At 71.8% G+C, this 13933-nt stretch carries 11 protein-coding genes; 6 read left to right on the forward strand and 5 right to left on the reverse strand.

The features are described 5' to 3' along the window. Window position 1: 1 nt before the first annotated feature. Genes zwf through pgl form a run of 3 tightly spaced genes read left to right on the forward strand, consistent with a single transcriptional unit; the run spans window position 2 to window position 3377 of the window. Window positions 2-1534, forward strand: a complete 1533-nt coding sequence (gene zwf / locus ACFSL4_RS16905) for a glucose-6-phosphate dehydrogenase (RefSeq protein ID WP_381083325.1) — start codon at window positions 2-4, stop codon at window positions 1532-1534. Next, on the forward strand, window positions 1531-2598 hold the full coding sequence (gene opcA, locus ACFSL4_RS16910; RefSeq protein WP_381083327.1) for a glucose-6-phosphate dehydrogenase assembly protein OpcA: 1068 nt from the start codon (window positions 1531-1533) through the stop codon (window positions 2596-2598). The genes zwf and opcA overlap by 4 nt, the downstream gene beginning before the upstream one ends. Next, the gene (gene pgl, locus ACFSL4_RS16915; RefSeq protein ID WP_381083329.1) at window positions 2595-3377 is read left to right on the forward strand and encodes a 6-phosphogluconolactonase; all 783 of its coding nucleotides are present in this window, start codon (window positions 2595-2597) and stop codon (window positions 3375-3377) included. The genes opcA and pgl overlap by 4 nt, the downstream gene beginning before the upstream one ends. A 78-nt stretch (window positions 3378-3455) precedes the next feature. Here the strand turns inward: pgl and ACFSL4_RS16920 are convergent, their stop codons facing one another. From ACFSL4_RS16920 to ACFSL4_RS16940, 5 genes are all read right to left on the reverse strand, one after another. After that, window positions 3456-4295, reverse strand: coding sequence for a carbohydrate ABC transporter permease (locus tag ACFSL4_RS16920; RefSeq protein WP_381083331.1), 840 nt, complete (start codon window positions 4293-4295; stop codon window positions 3456-3458). Next, a complete protein-coding gene (locus ACFSL4_RS16925) occupies window positions 4292-5653 on the reverse strand; it encodes an ABC transporter permease (protein ID WP_381083333.1) in 1362 nt (453 codons plus the stop codon). The genes ACFSL4_RS16920 and ACFSL4_RS16925 overlap by 4 nt, the downstream gene beginning before the upstream one ends. Window positions 5654-5659: 6 nt before the next feature. After that, window positions 5660-6988: an ABC transporter substrate-binding protein gene (locus ACFSL4_RS16930; protein ID WP_381083335.1), complete on the reverse strand. Its 1329-nt coding sequence runs from the start codon at window positions 6986-6988 to the stop codon at window positions 5660-5662. A gap of 50 nt (window positions 6989-7038) precedes the next feature. Then, window positions 7039-8670 carry a glycoside hydrolase family 13 protein gene (locus ACFSL4_RS16935; RefSeq protein ID WP_381083429.1) on the reverse strand — a complete coding sequence of 544 codons (1632 nt, stop codon included), beginning with the start codon at window positions 8668-8670 and terminating at the stop codon, window positions 7039-7041. 202 nt (window positions 8671-8872) lie between these two features. After that, a complete protein-coding gene (locus ACFSL4_RS16940) occupies window positions 8873-10144 on the reverse strand; it encodes an ABC transporter substrate-binding protein (RefSeq protein WP_381083337.1) in 1272 nt (423 codons plus the stop codon). Between the two features lie 123 nt (window positions 10145-10267). On the opposite strand from ACFSL4_RS16940, the gene ACFSL4_RS16945 reads away from it, so the two are divergent. From ACFSL4_RS16945 to ACFSL4_RS16955, 3 genes are all read left to right on the forward strand, one after another. Continuing rightward, window positions 10268-10783: a PadR family transcriptional regulator gene (locus ACFSL4_RS16945; protein WP_381083339.1), complete on the forward strand. Its 516-nt coding sequence runs from the start codon at window positions 10268-10270 to the stop codon at window positions 10781-10783. Next, window positions 10780-11529, forward strand: a complete 750-nt coding sequence (locus ACFSL4_RS16950) for an ABC transporter ATP-binding protein (RefSeq protein ID WP_381083341.1) — start codon at window positions 10780-10782, stop codon at window positions 11527-11529. Before ACFSL4_RS16945 ends, ACFSL4_RS16950 begins: the two co-directional genes overlap by 4 nt. 100 nt (window positions 11530-11629) lie before the next feature. Next, window positions 11630-13912, forward strand: coding sequence for an ABC transporter permease (locus ACFSL4_RS16955; RefSeq protein ID WP_381083343.1), 2283 nt, complete (start codon window positions 11630-11632; stop codon window positions 13910-13912). Window positions 13913-13933 lie beyond the last annotated feature (21 nt).

Raw genomic sequence — 13933 nt, forward strand, 5'->3', positions numbered from 1 at the left:
CTTGACATCCGTACACGAAGCGAATCCGCTTCGTGACGCCGCGGACCGGCGGCTCCCGCGTATCGCGGGGCCGTCGGGCCTGGTCATCTTCGGCGTTACGGGCGATTTGTCACGCAAAAAGCTGATGCCTGCCGTGTACGACCTGGCCAACCGCGGTCTGCTGCCCCCGGGCTTCTCGCTCGTCGGCTTCGCCCGCCGCGAGTGGCAGGACGAGGACTTCGCCCAGGAGGTCCACGACGCCGTCAAACAGCACGCTCGTACACCCTTCCGTGAGGAGGTCTGGCAGCAGCTCATCCAGGGCATGCGCTTCGTCCAGGGCACCTTCGACGACGACGACGCGTTCGAGCGGCTGCGCGCCACCATCGAGGAGCTGGACAAGGCGCAGGGCACCGGGGGCAACTTCGCCTTCTACCTCTCCGTGCCGCCCAGGTCCTTCCCGGTGGTCATCCAGCAGCTGAAGAAGCACGGCCTGGCCGACCAGACCGGCGGGTCCTGGCGGCGCGCGGTCATCGAGAAGCCGTTCGGCCACGACCTGAAGTCGGCCGAAGAGCTCAACGCGATCGTCCACGAGGTCTTCGCCCCGGACCAGGTCTTCCGCATCGACCACTACCTGGGCAAGGAGACCGTCCAGAACATCCTGGCGCTGCGCTTCGCCAACACGATGTTCGAGCCGATCTGGAACCGGTCGTTCGTCGACCACGTGCAGATCACCATGGCGGAGGACATCGGCATCGGCGGTCGCGCCGGCTACTACGACGGCATCGGCGCCGCCCGTGACGTCATCCAGAACCACCTCCTGCAGCTGCTCGCCCTCACCGCCATGGAGGAGCCCGCCTCCTTCGGCGCGGACGCCCTGGCCGCCGAGAAGACCAAGGTGCTCGGGGCCGTCCGGCTGCCGAAGGACCTCGGGCGGGACACCGTGTTCGCTCAGTACACGGCCGGCTGGCAGGGCGGCGAGAAGGCGGTCGGCTACCTCCAGGAGGAGGGCATCGACCCCGCGTCGAAGACCGACACCTACGCCGCGATCAGGCTCGGGATCGACAACCGCCGCTGGGCGGGCGTCCCGTTCTACCTGCGCACCGGCAAGCGGCTCGGGCGGCGGGTGACGGAGATCGCGGTCGTCTTCCAGCGCGCCCCGCACTCCCCCTTCGACACCACCGCCACCGAGGAGCTGGGCCAGAACGCGGTCGTCATCCGCGTCCAGCCCGACGAGGGCGTCACCGTCCGCTTCGGCTCCAAGGTGCCGGGGACCTCCATGGAGATCCGGGACGTGTCCATGGACTTCGCCTACGGCGAGTCCTTCACGGAGTCCAGCCCGGAGGCGTACGAGCGGCTGATCCTGGACGTGCTGCTGGGGGACTCGAACCTCTTCCCGCGCACCGAGGAGGTCGAGCTGTCCTGGGAGATCCTCGACCCGATCGAGGAGTACTGGGACACGCACGGCAGGCCCGCGCAATACCCGGCCGGAACGTGGGGACCCGTCGAGGCGGACGAGATGCTTCAGCGAGACGGACGGAGCTGGCGCCGGCCATGAAGATCGACCTCACGGACACCACGGCCAGCAAGATCAACAAGGCGCTGGTCCAGGGCCGCCGCGCCATCGGCACGCCCGCCGTCGGCATGGTGCTCACCCTCGTCATCGTCACCGACGAGGAGAACGCCTACGACGCCCTGAAGGCCGCCAACGACGCCTCGCGCGAGCATCCCTCGCGCACCCTCGTGGTCATCAAGCGCGTCTCGCGCTCCCCCCGCGACCGCACGTCCTCGCGGCTGGACGCCGAGGTGCGGGTGGGTGCCGACGCGGGTACCGGCGAGACGGTGGTGCTGCGGCTGTACGGCGAGGTCGTGGACCACGCCCAGTCGGTGGTGCTGCCGCTGCTGCTGCCGGACGCCCCGGTGGTCGCCTGGTGGCCGGTGAACGCGCCGCTCGACCCGGCCAACGACCCGCTCGGGGCCCTCGCGCAGCGCCGGGTCACCGACACCTACGCGGCCGAGTCTCCGGTACGGGAGCTCGGCGCCCGCGCCGACACCTACACGCCCGGTGACACGGACCTGTCGTGGACCCGCATCACGCCCTGGCGCTCCATGCTGGCCGCGGCGCTCGACCAGGTCACCTGCAAGGTCGAGGAGGTCGAGGTGGAGGGCGAGGAGTTCAACCCGAGCTGTGAGCTGCTGGCCATGTGGCTCGCGGACCGGCTGCACGTCCCCGTCAGGCGCGCCCTCTCCGCCGGCCCCGGCCTCACCGCCGTCCGGATGGGCACCAGCTGCGGCCAGATCGTCCTGGACCGGGCCGACGGGTCGCTCGCCACGCTCTCCGTCCAGGGGCAGCCCGACCGTGCGGTGGCGCTCAAGCGACGCGACACGGCCGAGCTGATGGCCGAAGAGCTGCGCCGGCTCGACCCGGACGACACATACGCGTCGGCGCTGCGGTACGGCGTGGACCGGCTGCGCACGGGCCCGGAACCGGCCGCGGCGGCGACCGGGGAGGCGGTGCCGGCCGAGGCGCCCGCCGCGGACGCGGCCGAAGGACCCGCCGCGGACGCGGCCGGGGCACCGGCACGGGAGCCCTCGCCCCAGAAGGAGGAGGCCGCGCAGTGAGTACGCCCCAGCTGGTGGTGCACCGCGACAAGGAGCTGATGGCCCAGGCCGCGGCGGCACGCCTGATCACCAAGGTCGTGGACGCGCAGGCGTCGCGCGGCTACGCCTCGGTCGTGCTCACCGGCGGCCGCAACGGCAACGGGCTGCTCGCCGCGCTCGCCGCCGCGCCCGCCCGGGACGCCGTCGACTGGGGCCGGCTCGACCTGTGGTGGGGCGACGAACGCTTCCTGCCGGAGGGCGACCCGGAACGCAATGTCACCCAGGCCCGCGAGGCGCTGCTCGACTCGGTGCCGCTGGACCCGGAGCGTGTGCACGCCATGCCCGCGTCGGACGGCCCGTACGGCGCCGACGTGGAGACGGCGGCCGAGGCGTACGCGGCGGAGCTGGCCCGGGCCGCGGGGCCCGAGAACCACGGCTCCGTACCGGCCTTCGACGTCCTGATGCTGGGCGTCGGCCCCGATACACATGTGGCCTCGCTCTTCCCGGAGCTGCCGGCGGTACGGGAGACCGAGCGGACGGTGGTGGGCGTGCACGGCGCGCCGAAGCCGCCGCCGACCCGGATCACCCTGACGCTGCCGGCGATCCGGTCCGCCCGGGAGGTGTGGCTGCTGGCGGCCGGCGAGGACAAGGCGCAGGCCGCGGCGATCGCGCTGTCCGGTGCGGGCTGGATCCAGGCCCCGGCGGCGGGAGCGTACGGCCGCTCGCGCACCCTGTGGCTCCTGGACGCGGCGGCGGCCTCCCGGCTGCCACGCTCGCTGTACCCACCGGCATCGGCCTGAACGGCCTCGTCCTCCGGCGCCGGTCGGGCTGAGTGCTCAGCCCGACCGGCGGCCGGGGCGCACCCGTGGCGGACGCCCCTACTTCACCGATCCGGCCATGACCCCCTGCACGAAGTGCCGCTGGAACGCGAAGAACACCACCACCGGCACGATCAGCGACAGGAACGCCCCGGGCGCCAGCACATCGATGTTGCTGCCGAACTGCCTGATCTGGGACTGCAGTTCCACGGTCAGCGGCTGCGAGGAACCGTCGGCGAACAGCAGCGCCACCAGCATGTCGTTCCAGACCCACAGGAACTGGAAGATGGCGAGGCTGGCGATGGCGGGCCGTCCCACGGGCAGCACGAGCCGGGTGAAGATGCGCCACTCGCTCCCCCCGTCCATCCGCGCCGCCTCCAGCATCTCCCTCGGCATCTCGGCGAAGTAGTTGCGCAGCAGGAAGACGGCGAAGGGCAGGCCGTACGCCACGTGGAACAGCACGACACCGGGGATCGTGCCGAACAGCCCGAGCTGCCCGAAGAGTTTGGCGACCGGCAGCAGCCCGATCTGCACGGGCACCACCAGCAGGGCCACCACCAGCAGGAAGATCGGCTCGCGCGCCGGGAAGTCCAGCCACGCGAAGGCGTATCCGGCGAGCGCCGCGATGACGACGACGAGCACCGTGGCAGGCACCGAGATCAGCACGGTGTTCCAGAACGCCTGGGTGATCCCCGCGTTCTTCAGCACCGCCGAGTAGTTGTCGAAGGACAACTGCCCGGGACTGGCCAGCGCCGTCCACCAGCCGCCCTTGGCGGTGTCCTGGGTGGACCGCAGCGACGACAGGAACAGCCCCGCCAGCGGTGTGAGCCAGACCAGGCCGATCACCACGAGGAATGCCTGTACCAGCCCGTTGCCCAGACCACGCCGGACCGCGTTCATCGCTGACTCCTTCGGAAACGGCGGACGTTGAAGGCCATCGCGGGAATCACCAGCAGCAGGAGCAGCACGCCGAGGGCGCTGCCGAGCCCTTGGTTGTTCCCGCCGCCGAAGGACACCAGCCACATCTGCGTGGCGAGCACGGTGGCGTCCTCCTGCACGGGGCCGGGCGCGATGATGTAGACGAGGTCGAAGACCTTCATCACATTGATCACCAGGGTCACGAACACCACGGTCAGCACGGGCGCCAGCAGCGGCACGGTGATCCGCCGGAAGATCTGCCACTCGTTCGCCCCGTCCATCCGCGCCGCCTCCAGGGCGTCCCTCGGCAGTGTGGACAGCCCGGCGCCGATCAGCACCATCGCGAAGCCGGTCCAGATCCACAGGTAGGCCCCGATGATCGCCGGTGTGACCAGCGTGGGTCCGAGCCAGGAGACGCCCTGGTACGGCGGCGCGAAGTTCGACGCCGGGAGGGTGACCGTGTACGCCCCGGAGCCGAGTCCCCCGAAGTCGAAGGAGCCGTCGGACGCGGTCGTCGTCCGCGCCACGGTGTGCCCGTCGCGGACCGCCTCCACCTTCATCCCCGGCAGTCCGCTCTCCCGCCGGTCGACCTTCCCCTGGCGTCCTCCCCCGCCGGGCGCGAAGTCAAGGTAGACGACACCGCGCAGTTCGCCGGCGGCGGCCTTGCGTCCGGCCGCCGTGTAGGCGGGCTCGGCGCCCGCGGGCAGGTCCTTGGGCAGGACGCCGACGAGCCCGAGGGCCACCGAGTCCCCCGGCGACACGGTCGCGCTCGTCCGGTACGAGCCGTCCCCGGCCTTGACGAGGCCCTGGCCGTCGCGGGCCCGCGCGGTCGGGTACGACGAGGTGCCGCTGAAGGCGTCGTGGACAAAGACCACGGCGGCGTTGAGCACGCCCTTGTTCGGGTCCTCGTCGTAGGCGAGCCGGAAGATGATGCCGGCGGCGAGGAAGGACACCGCCATCGGCATGAACAGCAGCAGCTTGAACGCAGTGGCCCAGCGGACCTTCTCCACCAGGACGGCCAGGATCAGGCCCAGCCCCGTGAGCAGCGCCGGAGCGACGACCACCCAGATGGTGGTGTTGCGGATGGCCTTGAGCGTCGTCGGGTCACGGAACATCTCCGTGTAGTTGTCGCCGCCCACGAAGCGGGTGCCGGATGCGTCGAAGAAACTGCGGCCGATCGAGAACAGCACCGGGTAGACGACGAGGGCCCCGAGCAGGAGCAGCGCGGGGAAGACGAACAGCAGGGCGATCAACCGCCCGCGCCGTCGCAGGCGCCGCGCGCGGGCGGCGCCTGCGACGAGTGGGGCGCTCGCCTCTTCCACGAGCGTGGTGGCGGTCATGGCAGGTCAGCCCTGGTACGCCTTGGCCGCCGCGGCCTCCAGCTTCGCCGCGGTCGCCGTCGGGTCGGACGGGTCGCGCAGGAAGTCCTGCAGGAGCTTCCACTCGCCCGCGCCCTTGGTGCCGCCGAAGGCCGCCGGAGCCTGGTCGGACATGTCGAAGCGGACCGAGTCGCCCGCCGCGACGAGGGACTTGGCGGTCGCGCGGGTGACGTCGTCGCCGTAGGAGGAGAGGTCGAGGTGCTTGTTCGGGGACAGGAAGCCGCCCGCCTTCGCCCACACGGCCGCGGCCTCGGGGGTCGCCAGGTACTCCAGGAGCTTCATGCCGGCCTTGGCGTTCTTGCCGTCCTTAAGGACGACCGCCGCGTCGCCGCCGCTGACCACGGGGGCGGTGCCGCCGTCGACCGCGGGGAACGGGAAGAAGTCCGCGTCCTTCCCGATGCTCTTCCCGAACTGGTCGTGGGCGACCCCGGCGACGAAGTCGCCCTCGTAGACCATGCCTGCCTCGGGCTTGGGCCCGAAGACCTTCTCGACGGAGCCGGGGAAGTCGGTGTTGAGGGCCTCCTTCTGGCCGCCCGCGATCAGTTGCTTGTCCTTGAAGAGCTTGCCGAGCGTGCCGAGCGCCTTGATCACGCTCGCGTCGGTCCACTTCAGCTTGTGCGCGGCGAGGGCGTCGTACTTCGCGGGTCCGGCCTGGGAGAGGTAGACGTTCTCGAACCAGTCGGTGAGCGTCCAGCCGTCCTGTCCGGCGACCGAGAAGGCGGCGAGGCCCGAGTCGGAGATCGTGTGCCCGGCCTTCAGCATGTCGTCGTACGTCGTCGGAGGCTTGACGCCGGCCTGGGTGAAGGCGTCGGGGCTGTACCAGACGGTCGACTTGTGGGCAGCCTTGAAGTACAGGCCGTAGAGGGTGCCGTCGACGCTGCCGTACGTCTTCCACGCACTCGCGTAGTCGGCGTCCACGGTCTTCCGGGTGGCCGGCGACAGCGGCGTGAGCCAGCCCTTCTTCGCGAACTGCTGGAGCACGCCGACCTGCGGGACCATCACGACGTCCGGGGCGTTGCCGCCCTCGATCTTGCTGCCGACGACGGTGGAGACGTTGTCGCCGGTGGAGACGAACTGGGTCTTGGCGCCGGTCTTCTCGGAGAAGGCGTCGAGCACCTTCTGGAAGTTCTTCTGCTCGCTGCCGGACCAGACACCGGCCACGGTGACCGTCTGACCGCTGAGCGCCTTGTCCCCGCCGCCGGCGGAGACCGGGCCGCTTCCGCCGCAGGCGGTCGCCCCGAGTGCCAGGGCGAGGGCGGTGCAGCCGGTGAGCAGGGTGGTACGTCGTCTCATCATCGTTGATGTCCCTTCGGGTTGGGGAGGTGACGGGGAGGGAGGTGACGGGGTCAGAGGCCGGTGCCGTCGCTGATCCACCAGGCGGCCGTGGAGCCGGGGAGCACCCCGGGCAGGCAGGGTCCGCTGGACAGCAGGGGCGTGCCGGAGACCGGCGCGGGCGTGGGCGCGGTGGTGAAGTTGACGGCGCAGACGAGGTCGTCGCCGCGGACGAAGGCGAGGACACCTGGCGGGGTGTCCAGCCAGTGCAGCGTGCCCTCTCCCAACTGCTCCAGCGCGGCGCGTAGTTGGAGGCCGTCTCGGTAGAGGTGCCAGAAGGAGCGGGTGTCGGCCAGGGCGCGGTCGGTGGCATGCTCGGCGAACCACTCCGGCTGCGGCAGCCATGGCTTGGCGCCCTCGGCACCGGAGGTGAAGCCGAACGGGGAGGCCGTACCCGACCACGGCAGCGGCACCCGGCAGCCGTCGCGGATGCGGGCGCGGCTGCCGGTGCGGCGGAAGATCGGGTCGGTGAGGACGTCGTCGGGCAGGTCGACGACCTCGGGCAGGCCCAGTTCCTCGCCCTGGTAGATGTACGCGGCCCCGGGCAGCGCCAGCATCAGCAGCGCGGCGGCGCGGGCACGGACGGCGCCGAGGCCGCTGCCGCCGGTCGTGGGCTCGCCGTAGCGGGTGACGGTGCGGACCTGGTCGTGGTTGTTGAGAACCCAGGTGACCGTCGAGCCCGTGCCGGCTATGTCCTGCATGGCCTCGGAGATGACCTTGCGGAAGGCGTCGGCGCTCCAGGGTGCGCTGAGCAGGTCGAAGAAGAACGCCTGGTGGAGTTCGTCGGGCCGGACGTACCGCGCGTGCTCACGGGCGGTCGGCACGGAGACCTCGCCGACCAGCAGGCGCTCGCGGCCGTCGCGCGCCGCGTACTCCTCGCACACCGCCCGCCAGTGCCGCCACACGTCGTGCACCTCGGGCTGGTTCCAGGCGAGCGGATTGACCGAGTCGCGGGTGCGGGCGTCGGCCTCGGGGTCCGGGGAGTCGGGCAGCGCGGGGTGCTTGAAGAGGCCGGCGGCGACATCGATGCGGAAGCCGTCGACGCCGCGGTCGAGCCAGAAGCGGAGCACATGGTCGAAGTGGGCGGCGACCTCGGGGGTGCGCCAGTTCCAGTCCGGCTGCTCGGGCGTGAACATGTGCAGGTACCACTGGCCCGGGCGGCCGTCCGCCTCTGTGACCCGGGTCCAGGCCGGCCCGCCGAACATGGCGTGCCAGTTGTTGGGCGGCTCGGCGCCGTCCCGGCCGCGGCCGTCGGCGAAGTGGAACCGGGCCCGGGCGGGGCTGCCGGGAACGGCGGCGAGGGCTTCACGGAACCACGGGTGCTCGTGGGAGCAGTGGTTGGGGACGATGTCGAGCAGCACCTTGATGCCGAGCCGCCGGGCGGCCGCCATCAGCAGGTCGAACTCGGCGAGGTCGCCGAAGACCGGGTCGACGTCGCAGTAGTCGGCCACGTCGTAGCCGTGGTCGTGCTGCGGCGAGGGGTAGAAGGGGCTCAGCCAGATCCCGTCGACGCCGAGCTTCTTGAGGTAGGGCAGTCCGGCCCGGACGCCGGACAGATCACCGATGCCGTCGCCGGTGCTGTCCAGGAAGCTGCGGACGTACACCTGGTAGATCACTGCGTCGCGCCACCAGCGGTGGGTGTGGATGCGCTTACTCACCCCGTCGACCTGTCTGTGCGTGCTTACGGTTATGCATGCATGTTAAGTAGGCGTGTCATCGGGATGTCAATGAAAAGCGGTAAACTACCGGACAGTTAACCTTCCATATACGGACACATCGGGGTACTTCACGCCGCAGAGAGATGCCCTCGCTACCTAACATGTAACTAGGGGAGAAAGGTCGGTGAAGCTAGCGGTGAGAGATCGACGCAAGCTCGCGCGCCAGCCGCCGTACCGCCGACTCGGGCGTCTCGTGCCCGGTGAGCGCGTCGTGCACGACCGCCTGTACCGCCAGGCTGACCTGGTCGTAGCGCGGGCTCTTCGGACGCGGGGCGGCCGCGAGGACGCTCGCACGCAGGGTCGGCAGGTACGGGAACTCCCGCACCAGCTCGGGATCGTCGTACAGCGCGGCCCGCACGGGGGGCAGCGCGCCGCGGGTGAGCACCTGGCGCTGGACGCGCTCGCTGGTGAGGTACGCGATCAGCCGTGCGGCCGAATCGGGGTGCCGCGCATGGGTGTTGACCGCCAGGTTGGAGCCGCCCAGGACGCTGGTCCCCGGCCCGCTCGGACCCGGCAGCGGCACGGCGCCGACCTTGCCGGCCACCGCGGATCCCCTGGCGGAGGCGACGACGTACGCGTAGGGCCAGTTGCGCAGGAAGAGCAGACGGCCGTCCTGGAACGCCTGCTTGGACTCCTCCTCCTTGTACGTCAGCGCCGCCTTGGGTATCCAGCCCTCGCGCACGCCCCGGGCGAGGAACCCGATGCCCTCGCGGGCCGCCGCCGAGTTCACCGTGACGCGCTCGCCCTCGTCGCCGAGGATGGTGCCGCCCGCCGAGTACACCGCCTCCGCCGCGTTGACGGTGAGGCCCTCGTACGGCAGGAACTGGCCCGCGTAGCCGCCGAGTCCGTACTTCGGGGCGATCGTCTTCGCGTCGCGCTCCAGTTCGGCCCAGGTGCGCGGCGGCCGCACGCCCTCCTCGGCGAGGACGTCCTTGCGGTAGAGCAGCAGACCGGCGTTGGTCACGTACGGCACCGCGTACAGCCGGCCGTCGTAGGTCGCCGTGCCCACGACCGGCGGCAGGAAGCTCTTCAGCGGGAAGCGGTCGCGCGGCAGCGGCCGTATCCAGCCGGCCGCCGCGAACTCGGAGGTCCAGGCGACATCGATGTTGAGGACGTCGAAGCGGCCGCGGTCCCCGCCCCGGAGATCGGTGGTCATCTGCGCATGGGTCTCGTCGGCGGAGTCCGGCAGTTCGACGAGGGTGACCCGCTCGCCGGGATGGGTGCGGTTCCAGCCCTCCAGCAGCGGGCCGAGGTAGCCGGTGAGGTCGCCCGCGGTCGCCAGGGTGAGCGGGCCCCGGCCGTGCACGGCCCCCTCGTCGGCGCGGGCGCCCGAGGCCATGTAACCGGTCATGACCACAGCAAGGACAAGAAGGCCCCTACCGGCGGCGCGCATCCACCGCATAGGTTCCTCCCCGTACACCGGCACCGGGCACCCTCGCCCGAAGTCAGGGCCATGTATACCCGTTAGGTATGGGCGATACTAGGGCCTGGAGCACATGACGAGGACGCGAGGAGGACAGCACGAGTGCGCCTGGCTCTCCTGGCTCTCCTCTCGCGCGGCCCGGCCCACGGCTACGAGCTCAAGCAGGACCTTGAGCAACTGCTGGGCTCCGCGTACCCTCAGCCCAACGTCGGCCAGATCTACGTCACCCTCGGCCGCCTCGAGAAGTCCGGACTGATCGAGGGCGAGGAGGTCGAGCAGTCCAGCCGGCCCAACAAGAAGATCTACCACCTCACCGACGCCGGGCGGGAGGCGCTGCGCGCCTGGTTCGAGGAGACGGCGGACGAGCCCCGGGTACGCGACGAGTTCTTCATGAAGCTCGCCCTCGCCCCGCGGACCGGTCTCGCCGACCAGATCGCCCTGATCAACAAGCAGCGGCGCCAGTACCTCAACACCATGCGCAACCTGTCGAAACTGGCCGCCGCCGAAGACCGCGACAACCGGATCGCCCACCTGCTGATCGAGGGCGCGATGCTGCATCTGCAGGCCGACCTGGACTGGCTGGAGCGGTGCCAGGAGGAACTGGAGGAGCCGGAGTGAGCCGCAGCCCCGCTCCTCTGCTGCGGGCCGAGGGGCTCGTCAAGACCCACTACGGCGAGGGCGCGCCGGCGCACGCGGTGCGCGGCGTCGACCTGCGCGTGACGCGAGGCGAGTTCGTGGCCGTCACCGGCCCGTCCGGCGCAGGGAAGTCGACGCTGCTGCACTTGCTGGGCGGCCTGCAGCGGCCGGACCGCGGCAGCATCTGGCTGGACGGCGAGTGCACCGACTCCTACACCGAGGCGCGCTGGGCCGTGGAGCGCAGAAAGCGCATCGGGATCGTCTTCCAGTTCTTCAACCTGGTTTCCAACCTCCCGGTCTCGGACAACGTCGAACTGCCCGCGCTGCTTGCCGGCCGGTCGCCCCGGCAGGCGCGGTCCGAGCGGCGGGAACTGCTGGCCGAGCTGGGTCTGGAGGGCAAGGAGCGCAGCATGCCGGGCGAGCTGTCCGGTGGCGAGCAGCAGCGGGTCGCGCTGGCCAGGGCTCTGGTGAACCATCCGCCGCTGCTGCTCGCCGACGAGCCCGCGGGCAGCCTCGACAGCAAGGGCACCCGCGAGGTGATGCGGCTGCTCTCCCGCTTCCACCAGCGGGGCCAGACCATTCTGCTCGTCACCCATGACGCCCGGCTGGCGAGCGCCGCGGACCGGGTGATCAGCTTCTTCGACGGCCGGATCGCCGACGACGCGGAGCTGGACGGCAGGCCGTCGCGGGGTCCGGGGATCTCGGGTGTGCTGGAGCTGAAGGACTGACTGCGGTGGACGACCAGCTGCCGACGGACCGCCGCACGGGGCGGCCGGAACTCGCGCCGCGCCCCCGCCGCGCCCCGCGCGGGCCGAGGGGCTGAGGCCGGTGCGAGCCACCCTGCGCTGGGCGCACTCCGATCTGCGGACGCACCGTGGCGAGGCGCTGTTCATCGTGCTCGCCACCGCCGGCGTCGTCGCCTCACTGCTGCTGGCCACAGCCCTGTTCGGCTATGCGACCAACCCCTGGCAGCGGGTCTTCGCTCAGGCACACGGCGCCCACGTCTGGATCCACACCGGCCCCTCGGCCGACACCCGCCGGCTCACCGTCCTGGACAGCGTCGAGGCCGTCGCCGGCCCCTACCCCACCGAGTCCACCACGGTCGTCTCACGGGGCACCCGCGCCTCCGTCGAACTGCGCGGCACCCCCCGTCCGCCCTCCGTCGGCCGCCCCCTGCTCACCTCCGGCCGCTGGCTCGACCCCGCCCACCCCAATGGCGTGGTTTTGGAGAGCCGGCTCGCCCGGGCACTGCTGGCCGAGCCCGGCGACACACTGACGCTGCCCGGCACGGCCCGGACCCTGACCGTCCTCGGCATCGCCGACAGCGCCGAGCCCCGCTACAGCCCCGGGGAACAGCCGGGGCTCGTCTGGGCGCTGCCGTCCGCCGTGCGCAACCCCGGCGGCCAGGTGACCGGGCTGCGTCTGACCGACCCCGGCGACACCGACTACGCAGTCCAGCGGGCCGTGACCCTGCTGGGCGCCGGCGCGGTCGACGAGGTCTCCACCTGGCGGCAGGCCCGGTCCGAGGCACAGGGCGACAACCGGCTGCTGGGCCAGGTGCTGGGCCTGTTCGGCCTGGGCTCACTGATCGCCGCCGCATTCGCGGTGCACGGGGCCATCGGCACCCGCATCCGCGGGCATCTGCGGGACATCTCGGTGCTGAAGGCGATCGGTTTCACTCCCGGCCAGGTCGTGCGGATCTTCCTGCTCCAGCACGTCGCCTACGCACTGCTGGGCGCGGTGGCCGCCGCTGCCGTCACGCAGGGTCTGGGCCGCCGGATCCCGGGGCGGCTCGGCGACGCGGTCGGAGTGTGGCAGGGGCTGCCGGACCACACGGTGGCGCTGTTCGCGGTGCCGGTGGGAGCCGTGCTGTTCATCGCCGCGACCACGGGGCTCGCGGCCTGGCGGGCGGGGCGGGTGCCTCCGGTGCCGGTGCCGCGGCCCACGGCACCGGTCGGCGGGCGTCTGTCGGGTGTGGCGCGCAGGGCCCTCGGTCTGCGGCTGCCGCCCGCGCTGGTCCTGGGCTGGCACCAGGCGTTCACGCGTCGTCCCCGTTCGCTGGCCACGGTCGCCCGGCTGGCGCTGCCGCTGCTGCTGATCGTGGTGGCGATGAGCGCGTGGACCACCATCGACCGCTTCCACCGCAGTCCCGAGCAGGTCGGTCTGCCGGCCGCCCTCACCGTGCGCCCCGACGGCGGTCTCGGTGACACGGCCACCCGTTCCCTGCTGGCCGGCAGTCCGCAGGTCGCCGCGGCCTACCCGGGGGTCGAGGTGGCGGCCCTCGTGCCGGGCCAGACGGCAACGATCGCCCTGCGCGGCCTGGGCACCCGCCAGGACCCCTACCCCTACGCCCTGGCCGACGGACGCGCCCCGCTGGGTCCCGACGAGGCGGTGGCCGGCCAGGGGCTGCTCGACCTGCTGCATGTGGGCGTCGGCGACTGGGTGCGCATGACGGTGGGCGACCAGCCGCAGATCCTGCACATCGTGGGCCGCAGCATCGAGCCGGAGAACGCCGGGCGGGTCATCTCCACCTCGCTCGACACCCTCCGCGAGAACGACCCCCGGCTGCGTCCCACCCTCTACCAGCTGCGGCTGCGGCCGGGCGCCGATCCGCACGAGGTCGCCGGCGAGCTGGCCGCGGCCGCCCACGGGCGCCTCGACGTGCATCCCGTGACGAATCCGGCGGACGGGCTGTCGCCGCTGCGCGGAGTCGTCGCGGGGCTGATCGCCGTCCTCGCGCTCATCGGGCTGATCGAGCTGCTGACCGCGATCGGCGGCACCGTCCGCGAGGGCGAGCGGGATCTGCTCGCCCTCAAGGCGATCGGTCTGTCCCCGCGGCAGATCACCGCGATCACCGTCATGTCCACCGCCTGCACCGCGCTGGCCTCGGTCGCCGTCGGTGTGGCGCTCGGGATCCCTCTCGCCCACTGGCTGATCGACGCCCAGGGCCGCTCCAGCGGTATCGGCGCGGGGCTGGCCCAGGGGCCGTCCCCGGTCCTGCTGCTGCTGTTCGGGGCCGCCGCCGTGCTGGGCGCCGCCGCCCTCGCCGCCCTGCCCGCGGCCCGCTCGGCACGGCGCCGGCTCGCGGACACCCTGAGCGCGGTGGCCTGAGTGTGGTGGCCTGAGTGTGGC

It is taken from the genome of Streptomyces caeni (genome assembly GCF_042678285.1).
GTDB lineage: Bacteria > Actinomycetota > Actinomycetes > Streptomycetales > Streptomycetaceae > Streptomyces > Streptomyces caeni.